A 26,507-nucleotide genomic window follows, 5' to 3' on the forward strand; every position below is an offset into this window, starting at 1 on the left:
TTTTTTAGTTCGATAATGTGGTAATGAGTATTCAATCGCTTTCACTTAGAATTCGCTACATTGTCTTCAACAACTCCTGTAATCTTTCCTTTTTTCGTTGCGAAATGGGTAGATTGCTATTATCCGCCATCACTACATATCCACCATCTTTTTTTATATATGATTTTAAATAAGCCAAGTTGATTAAATGCGATTGGTGAATGCGTTCAAAACCGTGTTCGGTCAACAAATCTTCATATTCTTTCAAGGTTTTGGAAATCAAAATCGGTTTGTTGTTCTTGATGTAAAACTTGGTATAATTGTCTTCGCTTTCGCAACGAATAATATCACTGATTTCAAACAAATGAATGCCGTCCGACGTGGAAAGAGCAATGCGTTTGAAGTGATCTACTTTTCTGCGAATGTTTTCCAACAACAAATCAATGTGAGCATAATTATCACTTTTAGACAACACATCTTTTATCTTTTGAATCACTTTTTGCAATTCATCCGGATCAACCGGTTTCAATAAAAAATCTAAGGCACTAAAGCGAAAGGCTTTAATGGCATATTGTTCGTGAGCAGTGATAAAAACCACTTGCGAAGTGATTTTTCCATTGATTTCGGCCAATTGTTCCAATACGTCAAAACCGGTTCCATCGGTTAATTGAATGTCTAAAAACAAAACGTGTGGCTTCAATCGGTTAATGGTTTCCACTCCGGATTGCACACTATCGGCTTCACCTATAATAGTAATATCAGGAGCATACCGTGAAAGCATTTGTCGCATTCCGGCTCTTAGGTTGGCATCGTCGTCGATTAGTATGGCTGTTGTCATTTTTTTGTTTCAGGTTTCAAGTTTCAGGTTTCAAGTTTTAGGTTGAATCAAAAACCGGTTATTTATTTTATATATTGAATAGGTAATTTCAGTACGACTTTTGTGCCTTGAATTTCGCCTAACTCATTTTTTATTTCTTTGATTTCCACATTCGCTTTTTGGGCAGTAGCAGCTTCCATCATTTCTAATCGTTTTTTTGTAATGTCTAACGCCATTGATTTATGAATGGAGACTAAATGTTCTTTTAACTCTTTTGATTTTTCAATACCAATTCCGTTATCTTGAATGGTACAAATTAAATTTTCATTTTGAATCGAAAATGAAATGTGTATTTGACCGTTTTCTTTTTTGGGAATCAACCCGTGAATGATAGCGTTTTCTACAAAAGGTTGCAAAAGCAACGGTGGAATAGCCATATCATCTTCAATATCTTTACTTTTAGAAATGTCAAACGAAAATACATTGTTGAACCGCAATTGTTCTAGTTCCAAATAATTTTGCAGACTTTCTATTTCCTTGTCAATTGGAATGAGTGATTCTTTCGAATATTCTAATGTTAAACGCATTAGTTTGGAAAATTTGGAAAGATATTTTATGGCTGAATCTGTTCCGTTTTGCACAATAAAACTGGAAATAGAACCCAAGCAATTAAATACAAAATGCGGATTCATTTGCAAATGCAATGCTTTTTGTTCATATTCTGCTAACTCTTTTTGTAAAGTTAACGTCTTTTTTAATTGAATTCGATTGTAAATTAAAAACGCTATTCCGGATAGTAATAAAACGAATAAGCCAACAAAAAAGAGTTGTAGCGTTTGTCGTTTGGCTTTTTCGGCAATTAAAACTTCTTTTTTCTCTAATTCTTTTTTATGTAGTGCTTCTTTCTTTTCGAAAGCAAAATTCATTTCGGCTTGGACACTTTTTCTGATGTTTTCGTGATTTATCAAGCTGTCTTGTGCTGCTTTATATAATTTAAAATGTTGTAAAGACTCTAGCGGTTGATTGCTTTTTTCATAAATCGAGCTCAACAATTTTTCTGCTAAAGCAATTCCTTCTAAAACATTCAAATCTCTGGAAAGTTCTACTGCTTTTTGAGCATTTGGCAAGGCTTCTTGAAATCTATTTTGTTCAAATAAAAATTCTCCGATATGCAAATAGGTATCTGATTTTCCAAACTTATCTCCAATTGAATCAAAGGAAGCGATGGCCAAGTTCCAAGATTCCATTGCTTTATTTGGTTCATTAATTGCTTTGTAATACAATCCTAAATTATTATGCAATTCGCCCAAACCTCTTGCATCCGGATATTTTTCAAACAATCGTAAAGCTTTGGTATAATAGTGTAGAGCTTGATTGTAATTTTTTTGCTTTACATGCAGATTCCCAATATTTGTTGTGGTAATGCCAACCGTTCTGTCGCCATTTTTTTCCTGAATCTTTTGAGCTTTAGTAAAATAATCCAGTGCTTTAAAATCTTCTGATTGAGCTCTAAATACCACACCAATATTATTATATACTCTGGCTAATTTTTCTACTTCTTTTGTTTCTTCATAAATAGAAACTGCTTTTAAATTATATTGAAGAGCGTTGGCGTAATTACTTTGTTCTGAAAAAACAACACCCATACTTCCATAAACTTTGGCTAAACCGTTTTTAAGTTTGTGATTGTCTTTTACATTTATTGCCAATTCATTTTCAAACACCACTTTGGCTTGTGAAAAAAAATCTAACGCTTTTGGATAATCCCCAGAAATTATAGATACGATACCTAAATTGAGTAATGCAGTTGCTTCTTCTGCTTTGAAGTCTATTTTTTTTGCTAATGTTAGTGCTTTTGTAGCATAATCCTCCATCAAAACGGGATTACTACTTTTGTAATAATCGGCTATTTCATTGAGCAATTGCACTTTTTCAATGTCATTTTTTGTTTGATATAGGACATTCTTTAAACTATCTGCTGTTTTGTTTTGCGAAAAAACAAATGTAAAACCACAACTGCACAAAAAGAATATAAGGTATAACTTCTTCATAAACATCATTTGTTAAACAAATATAAGTTATCCTTTTAGAAGTTAGATAGTAAATGAGTAATTGGGGGTTTTGAACGAGAATCCGAAAATAAAAAAACCTCCGATTGCTCGGAGGTTTAATTTAATAAGCTCATTACTTTTGAACATTAGTTCGTCAGTGACTTTGCTTTATTGTTTTACTACACGTACAGTTCTCGTTTCATTACCTTGTGTTACAATAACATTGTAAACACCTGATGGATAACGATCTCCGAATTGGTAGTTAGTTACATCTTGAGCTTTCACTTCTTTTACTTCCAATAATCTTCCTGCCATGTCGTACACAGTCAAGCTTACTGCTTCAGTGTTTGAAGTTTTTACATCAATAGTAAAACTTGTCGCAAATGGATTTGGATAAGCAATTGCTTTAAACTCATTCACTGCAGTTTGATCTACTCTTGTAACTTCGTCAGGTCTTCCGGCACCAGGAGTAATAATACTACAAGATTTTCCGTAAGGTCCCCATACGCCGTTTAAGCGGATAGCTACGCGTACTGTATACATTTCACCCGGTAATAAACCTGTGAAATTACTCAATGAAACAGTTCTTGTGGCTCTATCAACCGTTTGGCTGTAAGGCTGACTAATATTCTCTAATAAGAAGCGGTATTGTTCAACTCCAGGATATGATTCTGCATACAATACTTCTGTATTGGAACTAACCATATACTCATCACATTGTGCATCTTCTAATCCTACTGTTGGGAACAATGGTGTAGTGATGTTACAAACAGGTCCATACGATAAATACGTTCCATCTGTATTTCTAACCGCTACCTCTACGTTGTACGTTGTATTGTATTGAATGTTTGACAACAAATTCATTCTAAAATCTCTAATCGGACGATCAATAGTTTGTACATCGATTGGATTCAACGTATTGGTTACTCTAAAGCGGTAACCCGTTGCAAACGGTACAATATCAGCAAAGATAGCGTTGTTCACGTTGCTGATAACCGTGTTACACTGAGAAGCTTGGATTTGTGTGGTAGTATCTGGTGTAGATACTGTACAACCAGTTCCATAGAACGATTCCCAAACGTTGTTTCTTCTAACAGCTACTTCAACCATATACGTTCTATCAAACGCATAGTTAGTTAATTGCGTTAAACGGAAAACACGTAAAGCTCTGTCAATGGTTTGCACTTCATTAGTAGTCATGTCTGTTACTCGGAATCGGTATCCTTGTGCTCCTGCAACCAAATTAGCATAAACATAGCTGTCTATTGTTGCCAATGTTTGTCCACATTGAGATGGTTGAACAACTGTAGTAGAAGGACAACCGGTAGTTGTTAGCGTGTAGCTGTAAGAAGCAGCACTTTCACAACCTAATACATTCACGCTTGAAGCAGTATAACTAGTTGGACTAGTGGCTGACACCTTAGCATAAACCGTGGTAGCAAATCCTCCTGTATAAGGAACTGTTCCGCCTTCATCAGTGTATAAATCTGTTGATGGACTCCAAGTTACATCAGGAGCTGGTAAAGCATAGTTGATAACTAAGACTGCTGTACCAAAAGTAGCATCAACAGTAGCCCCTCCGTCATTAAATGACTCAGTAAGTACTAAATTAATGGCTCCACTAGTAGCTGTAAATCCAGGTACATTTACTGTTGGATCAGGAGAAATTAAACCTCCAGAACCTAATGTTGATATTTGAGTAGCCCCCAATACATGAGCACCGGTAAGAGCCACACGAATTTCACTTCTCCATGAACCATTGATAGAGTTCACATTCGTAAATTGCAATTCAGCTGAAGTCACAACTGCACCTGCAGGAATACCTGATATAGTTGCAGGGAAAGTAACTCCACCTGTAACTCCGGTTGATTCCAAATTAGTACCAAAAGAAACCTCAACAGATCCTACAGAGTTAGCAGAAGCAGTTAATGCTTTTAACTCACCTACACAAGCTGTAGTTGCACTACCTGAAACAGTAATTTCAAGTGGAGCATTAGGATTAACACTCACTGAAGTTGAGGCAGTACTTTCACAAGTTTGAGGCGAAGTTACAGTAACCGTATATTCACCCACATTTGCCATAGTGACATTAGATAAAACCGGGTTTTGTTCGGTTGAGCTAAATCCATTTGGTCCAGTCCACGCGAAAGTAGAACCAGGTATATCAGAGGTTGCTGTTAAAGTTATGTTTTCTCCCTCACAAACTATACCACTGTTTGAAGCATCGACAGTTGGAAGTAGATTAACTGTTAACGTAACAGCATCAGAAGTAACAGCAGCTCCACATAATGGTGTAACTACTACATCATAAGATGCATCATCTGTGGCTGAAATAGCAGTTAAATCTAAGGTAGCACTTGTAGCACCAACGATATCGATACCATCTTTTCTCCATTGGTATGTTAAACTTGGTCCTGTTGCAACAACGCTGAAAGAAGCATCCGTACCTTCACATTGAGACAAGGCAACAGGTTGTGTTTCAATTACAGCACCGCTTACAACATTTACAGTTACTTCTGAAGTGTGTGTACATCCTGCAGAAGAAGTTACAACAACAGAATAAGTAGTTGTTTCTGAAGGATTAGCAACAGGGTTTTGGTCTGTTGAAGCAAATCCAGATGGAGTAGAAGACCAAGCATAAGTATATGTTACCGGAGCAGAAGGAATAAATCGATAGATTTGACCAGCTGCCGGTTTCACTCCAATACTATTTGTAGAAGTAGTTGTACTGATTGAAGGAGCTGCAGAAGAATCAGACAAAGATATATAGTTTGCTGCTGCTGTTCCCATTAAACCAATTGAAGCTCCACTTGAACCGGTTGGATTACCTCCAGCTTCCGGTCTGTACACATACTCTATAATATTTGTTCCTTCGTATAATTTTACTTGGAAAGAAATTCCAACCGTTGAATTCCAGTGCCACTCCATGTTTAACCATTCTACGGTCAATACACGGTTCGGTGCTGAACCACTAACTTGGTAAGTTACACCGGCAGTACACTGTAAGTCATCCCACAATGGAGCTAAACCAGGTCTAACTGTTGTTGTTGTAGAAGCTAAATTGTTGCCTGCTGTTGAATTTCCGGTAGTATTGAAAGTAAACAAACCATTTGAGTTCACTCTAAAGTTTGAGTAATTAGTCCCTCCGTAATTGAATGTAAATCCAATTGGTGTTGATGTAGACAAGGTATCATCTGCTCCGACAGGTAAACTCGTTGCAGTTCCTCCAACTAATGGTGTAAATGTACCACTTGTAGCTTCAAATCTATATGAAGCACTGTTTATTGGGTAAGATGGACTTACTTGAACAGGCGTAATACCTAATTGAACAGGATCATTGGCACAAACTTCAGTTAGGTCTGTTGTTGCATCTCCTGAAATTTGAGAACTTACACTAACTGTTACATTTGTTGTATTAACACATCCGTTTGCATCGGTACCAGTTACAGTATATGTAGTTGTAACAGTTGGAGAGGCAGAAACTGTAGCTCCGGTAGTAGCACTTAAACCTGTAGCAGGTGCCCAAGTATAAGAAACAGCTCCAGAAGCAGTTAAAGAAACGGCATCACCTGGCAAACAATAGGTTGCTGAACTTGGTGTAACCTCAATGGTTGGTTGTTGAACTGTTAAAGTTACCACATCAGAATTTAAAGGTAAACATGGTGTGTTTCCACTAACAACAGCTCTATAATAAGTTACTCCAACAGGTGAAGATGCTGAAACAGCAACAGTTAAAGAAGCACCTGTACCCACATTTGTCCAAGAATCAACACCATTTGGTGAAGACTGCCACTGAATACCGGTAACATCACCGGCAGCTGTAATACTAAAGTTAGCCGAAGTATCAATTCTACAAACCAATGCACTTGACGGTTGTGTAGCAATTGAAACTCCCTCATTTACTGTCAAGGTGGCCGGGTTAGAGATTGCAAAATTAGCTGGTCCTGAAACTGTAGCTCTAAATCTATATCCACTATGAATTAATGTAATTGAAGAAACAGATAAAACATTAGTATCTGAACCAGAAATAGTCATTCCATCTAAATTGCCGTCAAAAACAGGTGCCCATAAATCTAATCCATCCGCATCGTATTCCCATGAATAAGTGATATCTTCCTCCAAATCATCTCCCGATCTTACAACAGTAAAGGAAGTCGATCCACCATCACACAAGGTAACGCTTACCGGATCAGAAGCAATACCAGTATCTCCAACGTTCATAATAGAATTAGGCGTTGTCGTTTCTGGGGAACATGGAGACACTCCTGTTACTTCACAATAGAATTCAAAACCATTCAAATCACTCGGAACAGCTCCTACTACTAAAGTAGATGAAGTTGAACCACTGTAAGTTTCACCAAAAATACTAGATAAATCATCTAATGTATAAGTGTCAATTCCATCAAAAGCATACCATTGGTAAGTTAAGCCAGTACCTGTTGCAGCCACTGTAAAGGTAGCGTCATTTCCTGTTACAACAGTTTGACTTGGCGTAAATGAGCTAATTACAACCGGCTCGTTTACATCTACATCATAAGTTACTACCGTTGTACAACCATTATCTGTTACAGTATAACTGATAGTCACAGAACCTTCTGAAACACCCGTTACAGTACCACCAACCACGGTAGCCACGGCTTCATTGGAAGAAGACCATGTTCCACCAGGGGATAAACTTGATAACACTAATGTATTTGGCATACACAATGCTGTATCAGCACCTGTAATTGGCTCAACAACAGGGAAAGCATTTACAATTAATGCATCCACACTTGACGCAGAACCGTTTGAACTAGGTTCAGCAGTAACTGTAATTACACCTGCAGTGTCACCTGCTGGAACAACAGCCGTAATTTGTGTATCACTATCGATTACAAAAGAAGTTGCTTCAATTCCATTAAATTGAACAGATGAAGCACCTGTAAAGTTTGAACCTGTAATAACAACAGAATCACCACCATCTTGACCACAAATAAACGTTGGGTCAAAACTAGCAACTACCACAGGTGGAGGAGTTAATGACCATGCTAAAGTAAATGTACCTGAACCAGAAGACCATCCATCTTGAATCCAGTATGCTGTTTGAGTTGAACCTGTTGTATTAGTCCATACTTCATTAATTATTTCTGTATCACGACAAATAACTTCTGTTAAAGTTCCACAGGTACCGTAAGCTAAGGTATGAGCAGAATCGTAACTAGAAGCGGTTAAACCAATTGTTAAGGTATACCCATTTGGCACTTCGATAGAATAAAAAGATTCAGGAGCAGTAGTTGTAAAAGTACTACCACAAGAAGCTACTACTGAATTTGAAAAACCTACTGTAGAACTTGTAATTGGTGAAACAAGTGCACCCAAATCAAAAGCACCAGAACATAAATCGTTAGCGGGTACATCTTCTGTAGTAAAGCTCCACTCAGCACAAGGGCCTACTGCTTCACCACCACTATTAACAGGTACAATTCTCCAATAATTAGTTTGGTTGTAAAGTAAGCCAGTAATTCCAACTGTAGGATCACCACTTTCAGGAGCAGGTAAGTTACCTATTAAGGTTAACGACCCACTTGTTGTACCAAAATAAACATTATAAAAAGTTGCCGCACCTTCAGTTCCTGAAGTTGCCGGAGCATTCCAAGTTAACTGAGCTGCTCCTGCAACAATTGCCACACCTGTTGCTCCGTCAGCCGGAGAAATTAAAGTAGTACAAGCAGGAGGATTGTCAACAGTTGAAAAAGCAAATGGTCCTGACCAATCACTAAATAAAACCCCAGCTTCACAAACAGCTCTTACATAGAATTCATAATCTGTACTAAGGGTTAATTCATCCGCTAAGAAAGTCGAAGAAGCTGACGCTTCACCAGCACCAACAGGTTCGCCAGAACCAGGAGTTTGAATAGCTACTTCCCAAGCTGTTTCCGCACAACCTAATGTCCATGATAAATCAGCTGTCGTTTGTGTAATGTTAGCGACACCTAAATTTGTTGGAGCCGGACAAGGATCTGCAGCAGAAATTTCTACTAAATAATCTTCTGTCTCTCCAAATCCATAGGTTGCACAAGGATCGATAATATTACCAGCAGTAGAATATACATCTCTAACTCTCAAACGGTGAATCCCAAGAGGCGGATCACAAGTTAAAACGATTGGAAAGGTAGCGGTACCATTTGAACCAATTGACGAAGTGGTAAAACCAATTCGTTCTGATGTTTCAAACACCCCATTATCATTATAGTCAATCCAAGCAGCTACGTTTTGACTACCAAATGAACCAACTGTAACTGAAACAGTATAGGATGTTCCGGCTTGTAAGACCGCCGTATGATTAGGTAATGTATTAAAAAATGTATACGCAGGATTTACTTCATCAGTTCCTGTATTATTGGCTAATGTGGTTCCTAGAATTTCGATATTTGAAATCAAATCTCCATCAGTTTTACCATAAGTATAAACAGGGTCACAATAAATAAGATCAGCCCCTGTTGTAAACGATTGTTCAACACAACCAACAGCATCACCAATTGCATTTTTAGGCACAACTTTATAATAATACGTTGTGTTTGCTAACATTGCTGACGGCAAAATGTAAGAAGTACCAGCCACATTCGCTAAGAATGATGCCGGTGAACTTGTCCCTAAAAACACATCATAACTTACAGCTCCTGCCGAAACTCCCCAACTTAGTTGAGCGTTTCTAGCCACATCTGTTGCCAAATCAGCAGGGAACAAACCTGTTGAACATGGGGGAGGATCATTTGATTCTTGGAATAATGATACGTTATCAAAATTTAAATAATAATCACCTGTAGCCCAAGTTGCCGAAAATCTTACATATACAGCTGTACCGTTTGCCGGCGTAAATGTGTACGATTTATTAGCACAGCTACCTGAAACTGTATGATTACTTTGGTTAACAGTTGCTATTGTAGTCCATGGACCAGCCGCTGATTCACCATACTGTACATCAAAACTTCCCCAGTTTCCGGTTGTGCCTGTTGTGTTAGCAGACCAGTTGGCCACTTTGTAATCAAAAGAAAAAGCAACTTGATTACCGTTTGAGGTTCCAATTAATGGAGAAATCAACTCACCAGTAGCAGCACCACTATATAAATTTCTTCTCATTGCTCCTCCGGCACCACCACAACTTGTAGTTCCGGTAAACTGAGTGAAATTACCGGTAAAACTTCCGTTGTTGGATGTAAAATTTTGAAGATAATTGAATTGTGCTGACACATCATAGCTAAAAAGCATAATGAAAATCATCCACAAACTTAAAGCCCATCGATAGGATAGGCCAACATTTTTTCCGCAAGAACGGGATAATGAATCCGGTTCTCGGGTTTTGAGTTGCGTCCCCAAACGCCAACTCAAGGATTTGTAGTATTTAATCATAATTAAAAAATTGGTTTAAAATGAGTTAATAAATATAGTAATAATTGTTAACATGAAGTTAAGGTCTACACCACAAATCGTTCAAAAGCAAATATTCTCGATAAAGTACAAGCAGGTTTTGATTTTAACAGGTTTATTGTATTAAAGCCAATAAAAAAACAAAACCCTTAGCAATGCTAAGGGTTTTAAATAGGTTTTGTGTATTTTTAGTAAGCTACTTTCTTGGTTACAACGTGCCCATCGGTAGTAGTTATTTGTACTAAAATCATTTGATTGGCTACATTCAAATCAACAAATTCAACTGTTGAAGCATTAATTGCCGTTTGCTCAGTAATCAGTCTTCCTCTTACATCAAATAATCGAACTTCTTTCATCTGAAGGTTAGATGAATTCACAAAAATGGTTTCATTGTTTTTGTATACAACAATAGCATTTGCCACTTCTGTTGGGTTATTTACACTCAACGTTCCATCCTCAAATTGAACTTCAAAACGATCATCAAATGTACCTGCTTCGGTCGTAAAGTTATAGTTGCCGGTATTCAAATTGTGAATTACATTAAGCCATTTATCTTCTAAATAAACGGTTTGACCTTCTTCGAATAATCCATCAAAGTTTTCTAATTCAATAGCAAAATTTCCGGCAATCGTTGTTCTGAATCCTAACGGAATTTCGTCTGACACATTGAACGGTAATGCTCTTCCTTGAATCGTTAATTTTTTATTGTTGTTCAAAGAATATAAACTTACCACATTACCTGCTTCGGTTACTTCAGCATCATACGCATTGTCTAATTCGTTTGTAGCTCCTTGAACATAACCCAACAACATTTGTTTGTATGCTCCTTGTTGGTTAATGATATTTAACCATATTCTGTGTTTTTCAACAACCGAAATTTGCGGTGCATCCGGACTTCTGTAGAACAAATCATTTAGACCTGTTAAACGCATTGAATTATCAAAATTTAATGTACCGGAAGCTAACCCTTGCACAAAGAATCCTTGACCGGCAGCAATATTTCCGTTTGGTGTTGTGGTATTAACTCCTGTTGTGGTAGCAGCGGTACCCGTTCCTCCTGTTGCATTATATGTTGCGTAATCATTCGCATTATACACATTGGCGGTAATTGGTGTATTGTGTGTCCAGAAAAAGAAATTTCCTTGTAAAACAGTATTGTTCGCTGCATATAATAAATCGGCATCAATAGCACTTGGATAAGGATTTCCGACTAAATTTCTATTCTGCGTACCCGAAACGGTTATCCCGATAGAATAAGGCCCATTGTGCGGTACTCCGTAAAAAGCACCGGTAAAGACGGCCGGTACCGTAGTACTAAACGTTCCCGGAGCTCTGATAATGTAACCTCTGGCAGCATCCATCACTGAAGCTGTACTTATGTTTTGCCATGAATACGTAGCATTATTGAAAATATAAAAACGAGCTGCGTTTGTATCCGGTGAAAAACTACCTAAAACTTGATTCGCAACCGGCGATGACCAATACGTATAGTCGTATTGAATAATAGGTGTGGTATTGCGTTCGTATCGTATAGAACCTGAATTGGCAGCATTTGATAACTGAATCAAACTTGCGTTGTTTTCAAACACCACTGTGTTCGGCAATGATGGCCCATCTACTGTAAATTCATTTTCAACGGTAACGGTTACCCCAGATTGAACTAACAATGTAGCTCCTGTAAGTACCTGGACTGAACATGCACTAAAGTTTGATGCAGCCGTATAATTCCCGGCTATAATTACACGTTTGGTAATGTCCGGCAAACCGTTACTCCATGTAGTTGTTCCTGTTAAGATTGTAGCATTGGTTGAAACAGACGCAACGGTTGAATAAACCGGATTACACGACCCTGCTCCAATAACAGCTCTAAAATAGCGAACAGTAAGGAATGTTCCAAACTCGGCAGGTGTTAGCGTGGTTGTTGTATTCACGATAGGCGTTACACCAACCGTAAAGGCGGCATCATCAGCATATTCCCAACGCAATATATTACCGACATGACCGGAAAGCGTAATGTTCGTATACGTTGATGTATCACAAGAAACTTGGTTACCTGATAAAGTTCCACCTACTTGTGGCGTCACAGCAATAGCAACTGTTTGTGTACTTTGACAAAATGTTGGACCCGGTGCAGTAGCTGTCGCCGTGTAAACAGTATCGGCATTTGGCATAGCATACACCACATTAGTTCCGGTTCCTGTGTAAGGAACGGTTGCTGCAGCATCAGTATATAATCCTGTTGTTGGCGACCAAACAATGGAAGATGAAGCACTACCTACAACTCTAAAATTATCTACAGCCCAACCCCAACCCCAACGTGATTGGTAATCGAAACGAATTTGTATATTATTCCCTACATAAGGATTTAAGTTTAAGAATACTTGCACAAAATTTGTCGGGGTTCCTTGTGTAGATGTATAATTAGCTAAGTCAGTCCAGTTAGTACCATCAGTCGTTACTTGAACACGTACGATATCATCATTTACCCAACTTCTAAAGTAATGGTAAAAACTTACGGTTGCACTTGTATATCCCGTAAGATCAATAGAAGGAGAAATTAATCGTGTTCTGGTAATACTTGGTGCAGGTGTTCCTCCCTGTGAATCTGAATTGGTCAACACAAAACTTGAATTGTCATTACTATTGAATGTTGTAAACCAAGTAGGTGGTCCGGAATTATATCCATTAGGCCGAACTGTCCAAGCCGCATTAGCCGCATTAGCTCCACCTGTTGAAGCATTTGTACTTGTAAATTGACCAGCACCGTTAATTCCTGAGTTAAAATCTTCTTGGTAAACGGTCAAATTGGAAACAATACCACCCGCTGCATTCAACTCGATAGCAGGTCCACTGATACAGCTATCGGTTCCGTCTGGAGTTGCAATGGTGATAGGTGTTGGCGTTTCATTCGCCGAATAAGTAAAGTTAACCGTGTTAGTACTGTACGCTCCACTGGTTTGACTTGCCGTTAAGATAAACGTAGTTGTGGCACTTGTATTAAAGGTATATCCGGTAGCCGGAGTTCCTGTTACACCCGTTGATGGCGTCCAAGTATATACATCAAAATCGGCTATGTTTGAGGTAATTGTAACCAAAGGCGAATCGGTTAAACCACATTGAGCCGGCATCGTTGTTTGGCTTAATGTTAAGGCAGGTGGTGCCACAATAACATTGATGGTATAGTCTTCAAAGGCTTGCCAAGTACCCGTTCTACATGGGTCTGAAAAAGGACCAAAATCAATACCGCCAATACGTAATCTTCTAGGCCCAAGAGGTTGTGCAATCGGCACAGTAAATGAAGCGTTTAAAGTAGTAGGCACTGCATTAGTTGATACTCCCGTATATACTAACTCCCCCGCGTCGGCAAAATCACCATCGTTATTCCAATCCACCCAAATGTTTGTATCATAGGTAAAGCCTGTTCCATAAGTAATCGCAACCGGAACAGTAGCTCCTTGAGCTACATTAGTAGTTAATCCTGAGTAATTTCCATAACCTCCGGGTTCTAAACCGGTTGTATTATTAATACTACCCATTGTAACGTTGGTAATTCCATTTGGATCAGGAGTTCCCGTTTGCACCGGTGTACAATAAACCGGTGGAGCAACTAAAGTTGTAAAACTGGTATTAGCTGACCATTCTCCATATTCAGAGGGTCCACAAATACTTCTTACCCATACATAATAAGTAGTAGAAGGAGTTAAACCGGGAATAGCCGTTAATGTAGTACCCGCAGGAACTGTTCCTGAAGGAGGCGTGCTGTTTGTTGGCGGCACACCTGTTGTATTATAATAATACGCATAACCACCGGTTGGTGAAGGCGTTGGAGCCGTCCAAGTAATCGTTGCGTTATTAAAACTAACCAACGCAGCAGGTGCTGTTAACCCTGTTGGCACTCTACAAGTAGAAACATCAATAAAAATATCATCTAAGTACAAGGTACCATTATTGGCTGCCGAATAGGCTCTAAAACCAAAATAATACGTATTAGTTGTTGGTGCAGTGAAATTAACCACGTTGCTTTCGGGTACTGATTTAATTTCCGGATGGTCATCTAACTGAATAGCCCCCGCTAAACCGGCAGCTGTTCCGGTGGTACCGTAACGCACTTCCATGCGGTTGGTGATATAGGTAAATTCTGAAGAACCTCCATAAATGTATTGAATACGATAAGTTTGACCCGCTGTTAAGGCAATTCCTTTGGTAATAAACCAAGTATTGGCCGCATTGGATGGGTGGAAAGTGTATGTTAAATGTTCGTCAAAAAACGCACCAAAGTCAGGATTTGAAGATTGCCAGTTATTTCCTGTACCGGCATTATCATTCACAGTACAAACCGGTAATCCCGGAACGGTAAACCCATCGCCAATAGGGTCAAATGGTAAATAATACGGTACAGTAGTAGCCGCACAAGGCAACGTAAATGATGGCCCGGTTACCCAAGCACTGTTGTTACTGCCACCACACGTTGAGCGAACATATAATGTATAGGTAAACCCTTCTGTTAAGCCGTTCGCTGTGGTTGATGTTCCTGCCAAAGTTCCTGAATCTCCTAAACCGGAAGCACCTGAACCCGCGGCTCCACTACTGCGTACTTCAAATTGGTAACTGGTTGGTGCAACTGCTGGAGCTGTCCAAGATATATCAGCAGTGGTTCCGGTTAAGTTAATCGCGGTTAATGCTGAAGGAGCATAACAGGGTGGTGTCCATTGCATTCGAATTACCGTTCCTAAATTGGATGTATTTCTGTAATTTAAACCTGCATTAGCGGCTGTTCCTGCAGTAGTTGAAGTATAGCCTGCAGAATTAGCAATTCGATTATTGTAATCTGTATTTGTAAGTCCTCTTAATCCACATTGCCCAATAAGGTTTGCAGTAACAGAAGGTGCCACCGATTGAACATCATGAACTACTTCAACAATATTTGAACCTTCATAAAGTTTAATTTGAAAATTTAATAAACCTTCTCTTGGAGCTGTAGTGGTAAAATATCGTGCCATATTTTGATATTGCACTGTAAACACCCTACTACCCGGTGCTCCAGTTGTTGTATATTGAACACTGGAAACTACCGCAGGATAAATAGGTGCTGAACCAAAACTAGCATAAACTAGACTAGCTCTTGCATAACCCGCAATAGCTCCTACGTAACGGTTCGTAAGTGTAGAACTAATAGGGTCTCCCATCGTTGTTGCTGGGTTAAAAGCACCATCAAAATAAATAAATCCATTGGAATGCACTTTTACTTGAGTATAATCTGTTCCATTATAATTAAAAGTAAAACCTAAAGGAATTTCTGAACCAATAGCAGTATACTGTTGATAAACAGTTGGCCCAAAAAGGTCTGCTCCTGAAATTGGGGTATAAACCTCACCATCAGAAACACCGTTAAACTCTAGGTATCCATAAGCACTCACCTGAGCTTCAACAGTAGGCGAAAACAACATCAATAAAATTCCACAAATAAACACGCTAAAAGCGGTATTTAATTTTTGGAAAAAGGTGTTGGCATTCTTTTTTAAGTGTAGAGTTGAATTCATAGTTTTTATTTTTGGAAATTCAGTTTTTTAGTTTCGCTTGGGTTTCAATTTTTTTTAAATCTTACACAGTCATTTTAACTGTATCTTACTTAAATCATCCAATGATTAACAAATCGATTAAACTCATTAATCATCGATAAAATACAAATAAATCAGAGATGTAACTTACTTTTCTGATTAAAAAACAATAAATTGTTATTAATCAGCCTCATATATCCATCTTATCTTGCATTACTTTCAACAAAAATACATTTTTTCGCGGATAATACCCATTAAAAATGTATAAATTATTAACACAATGAAATTCTTTTGTTAAATAACAATCGATATAATCCATCCTATTTTACAATACGGTAAAACTAAAAATAAATTTTAATGCCATCTGACATATTCGATGAATGGCGATAAAAATCGATTAGTTGAATTTAACTCGAGTAACAGTTATTTTTTTTCGGTAAAAAGCAAAAAAAAGCCCTTAGCAATGACTAAGGGCTTATCATAATGTAAAGATTCGGTTAGAATACTATTTTCTTAGTGATTGAATTGCCTAATACATCGGTAATTTGTACTAATAAAACCTGATTGGCTATCAACAGATTATCAAAAGTAGTCGTATTACTTTGAATATTTTCTTTCGAAGCAATTTGTCTGCCACGCATATCAAAAAGTGTAACTTTATTTAAAATCATATTGGTAGAGGCCAACACCGTAACTTGTTGCTCTTTTTTAAATACCACAACATCGTTCACAGTAAATGGATTTACACCCAATGTTTCATTGGTAAAGCGAAGAATAAAACGACTTTCAAATACACCGGGCTCTGAATAAAAAGCATACGGCTCACTTTTTAAGTCATGAATGATGTTGAGTAATTTATCTTCTAAATATACATTTTGCTCCTCAAAAAAGCCATCAAACATAGCCAATTGCACGGTGTACATATCTTGAGAAGGAGCATTGTACCCCAAAGGAATTAAATCGCTATTTACAAAAGGAAGTGCTCTACCTTGTATGGATAATTTTTTATCGTTTAAAACAGAATAAAAACTTACCGGATTTCCGGCCTCGGTTACTTCTCCATCGAATTTTGTATCCAATTCATTGGTAGCACCGGGCACATAACCCACTAACAGTTGTTTAAATCCTCCCTCAGTATTAGAAAGTTCGAGCCAAAGTCTGCTTTTATTTTCAGTGACTTGCGTTAGCGGCACTCCACTCATTCTGAAAAACTGTGTATTATTACCTAACAAACGCATCGAATTTTTAAACGTTGCGGTTCCGGTTCCTGCACATTTCATAAAAAATCCTTGTCCGGCTGCAATGGTTCCATCAGGAACTGTCATGTTAATACCCGAATTAGTGGCCGATTGTGTACCTACTCCACCGGTATAATTGTAAATTGCATAATCGTTGGATGTGTATTGATAATTTGTTATTGGTGTATTGTGTGTCCAAAAATAAATTGTTCCGCCAACTACACCTGCATTGGATGGATCGTCCATAAAATCATCGGCACTAATGGCACTTGGATAAGGATTTCCTAACAGGTTTCTATCGTTTAAACCACTAACAACAATCGGCACAGTGATATCTCCATTGTGAGGCACTCCAACAAACTGACCGTTATAAATTGTTGGTGTAACTGCATTAAAGGGTAAAATTCCCGGAGCACGAATAATATATCCGATACCGGCTGTAAAGGTAGAAGCTGTTGAGACATTTGACCAATTGTAAATTGCTGTATTCCATAAATAAAAACGAAGTGCATTGGTATTTGGAGAAAAAGAACCAAAGGTTTGATTTGCCACCGGAGAAGACCAATATGTATAATCATACGTTACCATAGGTGTAGAGTTTCTTCGGTAAGTAATTGGACCTGAATTAGCCACATCATTAATTTGAATTAAACTGGCATTGTTTTCGAAAATAATCGACGTTGTAGCAGGAGGCCCTGTTACATCAATTTGATTATTTACAATAAAATTATGATTTGCTTGAACGGTAACTGTTCCGGACTGCACTTCAATTGAGCATGCTTGGATATCTCCGGAAGAAGTATAATTTCCGGCAAAAACGACACGTTTTGTGTTATCAGGTAAACCATTACTCCAAGCTGTTCCATTCCAAACTGTTGTTGGAAAAGCAACACTTTCTACAACCGAATAAGCCAACGGACAAACTCCGCTTTGAATTACAGCTCTAAAATATTTGACATTGGTTATGGCTCCCATTTGTGCCGGAGTGAGTGTATCGGTGGTGTTGGCAATTGTATTAACATTAACCGTAAAAGCTGCATCATCGGCAGACTCCCAACGAATAATTGTTCCGGCATACCCGGAAAGTGTAATTGCTGTTGGTGTTGTATCTGAGCATAAAACCTGACTTCCGGATAATGTTCCCCCAATAGGAGTTGGGTCAACCGTAATCAGAATATCTTCTGTTGTGCTACAACCGTTTGTTCCCAAAGCGGTAGCTGTATACGTTCGGGTTGAAGTGGGTTGAGCATATACGATTCCAACCGGTGTTCCGGCAACGTAAGGAGTAGTCGCCGCGGCATCCGTAAACAATTCAGTATCAGGAGACCATAACACTTCGAGTGAAATGGCTGCAGAAACTTCAAAATTATCTACACCCCAAGCCCAACCCCAATTGGATTCAAAATTAAAACGAATTTGAACATTGGGATTACCTATGTAAGCATCCAAATTGATTGTATGTTGCACCCAATTGCTTCCGGCCCGTTGCGAAGACAAAAAGGTTTCCAAAACAGTCCAATTGGTTCCGTCAGTAGATACTAACACTTGAGCCACATCACCGGAAACGTATCGCAGCCAATGCCAAAAAGAAACCGAAGCAGATACATAAACACTTAAGTCTATCGGAGGGGAAGTTAACGTAGTTCTGGTCACGGTCGTTTCACCTTGCGAATCAGAGTTTGTCAAGAAAAAAGTGGAAGCGTCATTACTCGAAAATGTGTTGGTCCAAGTTGGACTTCCGTAATTATACGGACTTGTCCGCAATGTCCATTGTGAAGCCATAACATCTCCCGCAACAGATGTATTTGCAGCAACCCAACCCGTAGCACCACTGTTAAAATCTTCTGAATACACCACTGTCGCTGTAGTTGAACCGACAGAGGCAGATAATGGTTGAATGTCATTTTCACAAATAGTTGCGTTAGCCGGTATGATAGCAATTGCCGGCGGTAACGGATTTACTGTTACGGTTATAGTGGCCACGTTTGTACAAAAAGCCCCTGATGTTTGAGCCGCCGTTAAAGTATATGTAGTAGTTGTGGTAGGATTAAATTCAAAACCAGCTCCAACGGAACCGGAAACTCCCACGTTTGGCGACCAAGTAAATGTGTTATAAGAACCTGCCCCTGACACTGTTACAAGTGGTGTGGTTTCCCCATTACAAATTACTTCTGCACTACTACTCAATGAAAAAGCAGGGGGTGAGGCCACTGTAGCATTAACTGCAATTCTGGTTGAAACACATTCTGTTGTAAAACGCCAATTATAGAAAAAATAATAAAACGTATTATCCAGAGGATTACCCGTAATTTGAGCAACACTGGACACATAAGGATATGACGCCCCTGATGAATTGCTTCGTAATCCTGAGGTTGGCATAGCACTAACGTAAAGATTATACGTTCCAACAGGAAGCGGATAGTTTAATGCTATGGTTTGAGGAGTATTTCCTCCGGTTACAGAAGTTGTAAAAGGGAAAGTAGCTATTGTAACATTAAAAGAGTTTCTCAACACAATTTCACCAGATTGACCTGATGCCAATGGAAATATATCAACCGCTTGAATGGTTGTACCTGTTAAAACATCAAAGCTCATGCTTGTTGGAAAAGTAGAATTCTCTGTTGTTCCACCTTGTGTTGCAGGAGAAGTTGGCCCTGCTTTTGCAGTTGCACCAAATGCTTTAGCTTGAGCATAATATACTGTCGTTGCAGCTAGAGAGGGTGTAGTAAAATTATTTCCTGTAAAAATACTTACTCCGCCAGTAGGTACATCATACCATTCTATAAAAGAACCTGAATTGGGGGTGGCTGACAAATTTAAGGTTCCCACACCACAACGAGAAGCTCCCGAAGATGAAGTAACTAAAGGTGTGTTACATTCTGTGGTGAAAGTTTGCACTTCACTCCACACACTTCTATCCACTCCTCCACAAAAACCTCTTACCCAAAGATAGTAAAATGTTGAGGCAGTTAATCCCGAAATTGTTGTTGAAGTTACTCCTGCTCCAACTGAACCAGAAGGTGTTGTTGCTGTTGTTGGTGGAGTTGGCGATGTAGAATAATAATATTGGTAGCCGTTAGATGGTGGAGGCACAGCTGCTGTCCAAGAAATATTTGCCGAATTATTGGTTACTGAGATAACTTGCACATCTGTTGGTTCAAAACACGTTGGTGAAACAGTGACACTAATATCATCTATGGCAATAAAACTCTGATCAGCTATACTGAAACCATGGAAACCGATATAGTACACCCCACTACTTACGGGTGTAAAATCAACGGATGCAACTTCAAAAGCCGTATTGTTGATATTGAGTAAATCTAACAAGGTAACATTCATCCCTGCAACATCTTGCGAATTACCTAAACGCACCCTTAAATTTTCAAAAAATGTACCTGCAGCTCCAGTATTGTATCTGAAAAACAATCGATAGGATATACCTCCTGTTAAATTTAATCCCGGCATGAAAAACCAATCATTCATGTCAACAGTAGGGTTTTTGGCAATATACATTGCTCTTGGGGAAGAAGCAAAACTTACCCCTTGTACCCCCCATTGAATGACGTCTGCATTATCGTTTTGTCGAGTAAAACAAGGAGCTAACCCTGCTAATGGTGAGGTGTCGAAGTTTTGGGTATAAGGAATATTGTAATATCCGCAAGGAAGCAAACCTACATTGATTACATTACTATTATTTGCACAAGGTCCGGGTCCAATTGCTCGTACACGGTACCAATAATTAGTTGCTGTATCTAAATCGGAAACCGTAAAACTATTTACCAAACCTACCGAAAGGTCATTGTAACCAGGTAAGATATTTGTAAACGAACTGTTGGTAGAAATATCGATACGGTAATCGGTAGCAATTGTTACATCATTCCAATTGAGTGTAAATCCATTTCCGTTAATTGCTGTAGCAGCTGTAGCAACTGCAGTTGGTGTACAAGTAGTCGCTGAGGCTGTCAATATATTAGACAGTCTATAAAATGGAGCTCCTATACAGCCATCATTGTATGGAATCACCCAATAATAATAAGTTGTTCCGGCTGTTAATCCGGTTTGAGTAAAAGTAGTTGTTGCTGCCGTAGCACTACTCACTACGGTGTAGGTTCCGGCAACGGTGTTCCCTGTAGCCCAATAGCCACCATTACTTATTTCTGCAGCAGTCGGCGGCGTATTGACCAAACTCCTTAAGACCAAATAATGAGTAGAAGATGGTGCTGCAGGTGTAAAACTATTTCCTACAAAAGAATTAAATGTTGTATTGGTACCACCTATCACCAATCCAGTAGCAGAAGCAGAAGGTGTTGTGCAATTTGAAGTTGGCGGTGTCCATGTATAGGTTAACCCAAAATCCGGATATGCTAAAGATGGCGGTATTGCTACTGAATTACCTATGGTTCTTACATTACTGGTTGCCCCTGTTCCCGGAAGTGTTGTATTAAACCAAGGTGTACTCGTTGTTTTTAATCTATTTAATATATTCCCTGCATTACCATTGCTTGGGAAGCTTGTATTTGGTCCGCGAAGCCCAACTTGAACAGGGCGGGAAGTTGTACCGAGCGGAACGCAATTTCCATAAGAAACTTGTATTTGATTTGAAGTTTCAAAAATTTTAATCTGAAAATTAAAAACTCCTGGGTCAACAACTCTCTCAGCATCTTGCCATTGTACAACCAAAGAACGATTAGGAGCTACTCCTTGAATTTCATATCGTATTGGCGAAGAACCTGTGTTATCAATCAAATTAATTCCTAATCCACTAATTACTCCATCGTGAGCGGTATTGGTACTAATTGGGGTGTATGTTGTTGCCCCGGGTTGTGTGGTTCCAAATGTAATATACCCATTTGGACTTACATAACAGTCTGTATGCGTTACACCATCAAAAACAAAATTAAATCCAAAGTTTATTAAAGTGGCTGCACCTGTAGTGTGGTTGTCCCAACCTGCAGGATAGACTTCCGTAGCTGATGGGGAAATAGTAGAATAACCGGAAATTGCCTCAGAAAATGTATATGCCGTAACTTGTGCTCTACCTGTTATACAACTAGATAAAAACAATATTAAAACCAAGAGACTAATTTCTTTTCGATTAGAAAAAAAATTAGTAACTATACTTTTGATTGGTAACGTTTTTGTGTAATTCATAGTATTGTATTAATCCTAAAAAGGCATTAAAGCAAATATTAATTTTATATTGTTTGAGATGCTTTTGGAATGATTATAGAAATCTAAAAATCAGATTTATCCATTATAAAAATACATCTTTTGAATCATCATGTTCTGTTTTTAATTTTAAAAAATTAACAAATCGATTAAAGTCAAAAATAATCGACGAAATGCATATTGTGCGAAATAATTATCTTATATTTCTTATAAATGAAAATGCTATAAAATTCAATTAATTTTTAGTCACTATTAAATCAAAAACCCTTCTAAAAGAAGGGTTCCGAAGGGTTTTAGTAACTGATTGTTTAGTTTCTTTTGACGAAAAACTAAACCGTTGCGTTTACATAACTGTCTGCTTTTTTCATTATTGAACGAATCAAGATTGTTTTAGTTGACATTCCTGATTTAAGGTATTGTTCTTTTTTTGAAACCAAGGCAGAGCGGTTAATGGTCGTTGACTCTTCTTTATTTGGAGATACTTTTGTATCTTGTTTTGCTCCGGAAAACCAATTTGATATTTCAATTGAACTCATTTCAACATTCGCTTCTTGAATCATCGTTTGAGCATTCTCTTCTGAAACTATTTCATTAACTGCTGTTGTTTGAGCAGCCACTTCAGTAATAGCAGAAAAAATAACTAAGCTTAACGTGATAAAGAATTTTGTGTTGATTGCTTTCATATCTGTAATTAAAATTCGTTTTTGTTTTTAATTCTGATGTAAAAGTATCTTGGTTAGCCCCTACTACCCTATTTTTTCGATGACGTGTCGATAAACTCGACAAAAAGACTACCGATTGAAAATGAATGGTAAAAAAGTGCATTTCATCGACAATCTCTTTCGCAACAATACTTTCCATTGGGCGACAAAACATGTATTTCATCTAATTGACGATGATTAAGCATAAAAAAACCTCGATTGCTCGAGGTTTTACATTTTATAAAGTGTTACTTTTACTAGTGAACTACTTTTTTGGAAATTGATTGTCCGTCAACGGCAGTCAATTGAACAATTAACACTTGATTAGCTACTCGTTCTAATGGGATGGATATAGTTGTTGCCATAACATCATTTTGCTCTGCGACTAAACGTCCACGCATATCGAATACTTTTACGCTATTCATTGTAACTGATCCGGAATTGATTTCAATTGTTTTATTTTTAGAATATGCAACAACTGCGTTTTCAAGTATTGGATTTGAAACTGACAAGGTACTTTCGTATACAATTTCAAAACGATTGGCAAAAATACCGGCTTCTGATGTAAAGTTGTATTCTGAAGTTAATAAATTATGTTCTATACCTAATGCTATATCTCTCAAATAAATTGGTTGTGACGCAGTGAACAATCCATCCAAATGATCAATAGCAATAGTGTAATTTCCGGCCGCAGACGTTTGAAATTGTAACGGAACTGTATCTGTAACTTCAAAAGGCAAACTTCTCCCTTGGATAACAAATGATTCGTCATCAATAAGTGAGGTTAGAGCAATTGGTCCGTCATTAATATATTTTCCATCAATGGCATAATCTACACCTTGAGTTGCATCGGTAACATACCCAATCATCATTTGTGAAAAAAGTCCATCTATACCGGTTACATTTAACCATATTCTATTCCGTTCTACAGTATCTTGAGAACGAAAAAATTGATTCGCATGATCATTAATTCGCATCGAATTAGTAAATTCTAAGGCTGTGCCACTTCCGCTAGCTTCAACAAAAAAGCCTTGAGCTGTTTGCAATACATCATTTGGATCAAATACTTGTGCTTCGTCATTCGAAACAAAACCGGCTGTTGTCCACGAACAATAACTTGGGCTAGCGGCATTGTTTGTTTTTCTCCAGAAATACAATGTACCTGTAATATTCGCAACATTGGTTGCATTATTTACAAAAGCTACCGCGTCTATTGGGGAAGGATAAGGGTTACCTACTGCGTTAAAACGCTGTCCTACCCCATTATCTGCCATAGTATAAGTATAATTACCATTGTTTGGTACCCCTGAAAAAACACCTTCCCAAACTGTTGGAGAGGTTGGATGATTATTTGGCATTCTTATTAAGTACCCTGTTGCTGTTGAAAAATCCGTGGTTGACGGGGTAACGGTTGCATATTGATTTGCTGTAGTTGAATAGGTATAAAAACGATTAGGTAATGTTAAGGGTGAAAAATCCAATAAGTTTTGTCCGGCCACCGGAGCACTCCACAAGGTGTAATCTAATCGAATTAAAGCAGAACTATTTCTTTTTACAGTTATATCGCCACTATTTGTATTTGTAGTTCCATCTTGGAGTAAATTTGCATTGTTCTCCAGGGTAAAGCTACTTCCAGATTCAACTGTTAAATCTCCAACTAAATGTACTGTGTCACCATTTGTAATAATTACATTGGCACTATTGGCTACCGTTAATGAACAAGCGTTTAAATCCCCTGCAGATGTGTAATCATATTCTATTATTGCCGCTGTTGTAGCAGTTGGAACTCCATTATCCCAGCTTCCACCGCTTGCTGAAGTCCAAGTGGTTGATTCAACAGACACAACCACTTGATCAGTAACTGTACATCCATTTGATGTCACTTCTAGAATATAAGTAGTGGTCACTGTAGGATTTACCGTTGGGTCTTGCTCTGTGGATGTAAATCCGGAAGGAATTGACGTCCATGAATAGATGGGTTCAACAAAATTTCCGGTAATTACGATATCATCTATATACCAATTATCAATATTATAGATATTTCCATCGTATAAGAAACGGTAATAAAAAGCAGATTGATTTACAGCAGATAAATCGACTGTAACTGTAGTTGCTGCCACATCCCCACTGGCAGTTTGACTCCAACGTGTGGTCCAAGTTGTACCATCAGGAGAAGTTTGCATTGCAAGGGGTGCATTTCCGGCAAACCAATCTAAATTATGTTTAAAATCCATTGATAGATTAGTTAAGTCAGTTGCATCTAATAAAGGAGATTGAACCCAAATTGTAACAAGCGTAGGGTCACCTCCGGTAAAATATTGCATTCTTAATTCATTGGCACTACCTCCGGCATTGGTTGTTGCACTTATACCCCATCTGTTTGTATCATTGGTAGTCATAGTTGCAAAACCGGTATCGCCATCTATGGTTGATAACGTTTGTATTGCTGCATCATAATCAACTGAACCATCTAAAACCACAGGAGAAGAAGCACAAACAGACACATCTGTACCAGCTGAAACACCGGTTGGTGAAATCAATACCCCGGAAACACTCACATTTCTAGTAGTTGCTCCTGTACTTGTGATATCAATCGTAGCGGGAGTAGGATTACTTGATAATGCTTTCATTCTGGTATAAATAGTTGTTGTTGTAACGTTTCCTCCTGATTGACTTAATACTAATGAATCAGAAAAAGAAACATCATCCGTTGATACTTCAAAACCGGTTGGAGCAGTAATTAATATATCATCGGTTAATAAAATTCCTGATACTTGAAAAGTTTCACTACTTGAAACGGTTAAATTACATGCTTCAAAAGACGGAAGACTTGTGGCTGAAACTGTAATGACCGGGTCAGTTGGTGGATCAAAACGATATACTTGATTATTAGCCGGTTTAGCATCAATAGTTGTTGTAAAAGTGGATGAACTAGCAGTAGGACTCGCTCCTGCACTGTCCAACGTTAAATAAGTATCATTGGCATCATAAATACCAATGGTCGCACTTGGGTTATTTACAGGGTCTGCACTACGTTGGTAACGAAACTCAATTCGGTTAGAGCCTTCATATAACCAAACTTGAAATTTTATGGCATCAGCACCGGATTGATAATTCCATTCGTTTCCTCTAAACTCAATTTTCATAATACGATCGGGAGTACTGCCTTCCAATCTATATCGGACTCTTGTTGTACTTTGCAAATCGTCCCACAAAGGCATTAATACAGGTTTATTAGTACCTGCATTAACTTGAGAATTTTCATAAAAAGGATCCGTTGAACTCGTATTAAAAGTAATAAAGCCATTACTGCTTACTTTAAATTGTGTGTAATTTGTTCCAGCAAAATTGAAAGTAAAACCGATACTGGTTGTATTTGACAATACATCGTCTGAAGTATTCCCTAATCCACCCACATTTGAAGTGCTTGACAAATTTGTATAGGTTGCAGTAGTTGCCGTAAAAGTATAGCTAGAAGCATTTTGAGCTATTACGGCATAACCAAATAACAAGAAAAAATAAATTGATAGTAAAAATTTATTCATAATAAAATTTTTAGTTGAATTTAGCCACGAAGGTATAAGTCA

Annotated in this window: 7 protein-coding genes; all 7 read right to left on the reverse strand. The window is 38.1% G+C overall.

The features are described from left to right. Positions 1 to 55: 55 nt before the first annotated feature. Positions 56 to 817: a LytR/AlgR family response regulator transcription factor gene (locus R2782_RS07955; protein WP_371267712.1), complete on the reverse strand. Its 762-nt coding sequence runs from the start codon at positions 815 to 817 to the stop codon at positions 56 to 58. Between the two features lie 62 nt (positions 818 to 879). Then, positions 880 to 2,847, reverse strand: coding sequence for a tetratricopeptide repeat protein (locus R2782_RS07960; RefSeq protein WP_371267713.1), 1,968 nt, complete (start codon positions 2,845 to 2,847; stop codon positions 880 to 882). Between the two features lie 168 nt (positions 2,848 to 3,015). Further along, entirely contained in the window at positions 3,016 to 10,236 is a 7,221-nt protein-coding gene (locus R2782_RS07965) for a GEVED domain-containing protein (RefSeq protein ID WP_371267714.1), read from the reverse strand. 206 nt (positions 10,237 to 10,442) lie between these two features. Further along, positions 10,443 to 15,794, reverse strand: a complete 5,352-nt coding sequence (locus R2782_RS07970; protein WP_371267715.1) for a GEVED domain-containing protein — start codon at positions 15,792 to 15,794, stop codon at positions 10,443 to 10,445. A 515-nt stretch (positions 15,795 to 16,309) separates the two neighbouring features. Continuing rightward, entirely contained in the window at positions 16,310 to 22,201 is a 5,892-nt protein-coding gene (locus tag R2782_RS07975) for a fibronectin type III domain-containing protein (protein WP_371267716.1), read from the reverse strand. 347 nt (positions 22,202 to 22,548) lie between these two features. Next, the gene (locus R2782_RS07980) at positions 22,549 to 22,902 is read right to left on the reverse strand and encodes a hypothetical protein (protein WP_371267717.1); all 354 of its coding nucleotides are present in this window, start codon (positions 22,900 to 22,902) and stop codon (positions 22,549 to 22,551) included. A 275-nt stretch (positions 22,903 to 23,177) separates the two neighbouring features. Beyond that, positions 23,178 to 26,465: a hypothetical protein gene (locus R2782_RS07985; protein ID WP_371267718.1), complete on the reverse strand. Its 3,288-nt coding sequence runs from the start codon at positions 26,463 to 26,465 to the stop codon at positions 23,178 to 23,180. Positions 26,466 to 26,507 lie beyond the last annotated feature (42 nt).

The organism is Flavobacterium sp. (genome assembly GCF_041392085.1).
Classification (GTDB): Bacteria; Bacteroidota; Bacteroidia; order Flavobacteriales; family Flavobacteriaceae; genus Flavobacterium.

Bases quoted from the DNA above. Each gene is read 5' to 3' on its own strand.
- R2782_RS07955 (WP_371267712.1), bottom strand. From the start codon at position 817: ATGACAACAGCCATACTAATCGACGACGATGCCAACCTAAGAGCCGGA.
- R2782_RS07960 (WP_371267713.1), bottom strand. From the start codon at position 2,847: ATGAAGAAGTTATACCTTATATTCTTTTTGTGCAGTTGTGGTTTTACA.
- R2782_RS07965 (WP_371267714.1), bottom strand. From the start codon at position 10,236: ATGATTAAATACTACAAATCCTTGAGTTGGCGTTTGGGGACGCAACTC.
- R2782_RS07970 (WP_371267715.1), bottom strand. From the start codon at position 15,794: ATGAATTCAACTCTACACTTAAAAAAGAATGCCAACACCTTTTTCCAA.
- R2782_RS07975 (WP_371267716.1), bottom strand. From the start codon at position 22,201: ATGAATTACACAAAAACGTTACCAATCAAAAGTATAGTTACTAATTTT.
- R2782_RS07980 (WP_371267717.1), bottom strand. From the start codon at position 22,902: ATGAAAGCAATCAACACAAAATTCTTTATCACGTTAAGCTTAGTTATT.
- R2782_RS07985 (WP_371267718.1), bottom strand. From the start codon at position 26,465: ATGAATAAATTTTTACTATCAATTTATTTTTTCTTGTTATTTGGTTAT.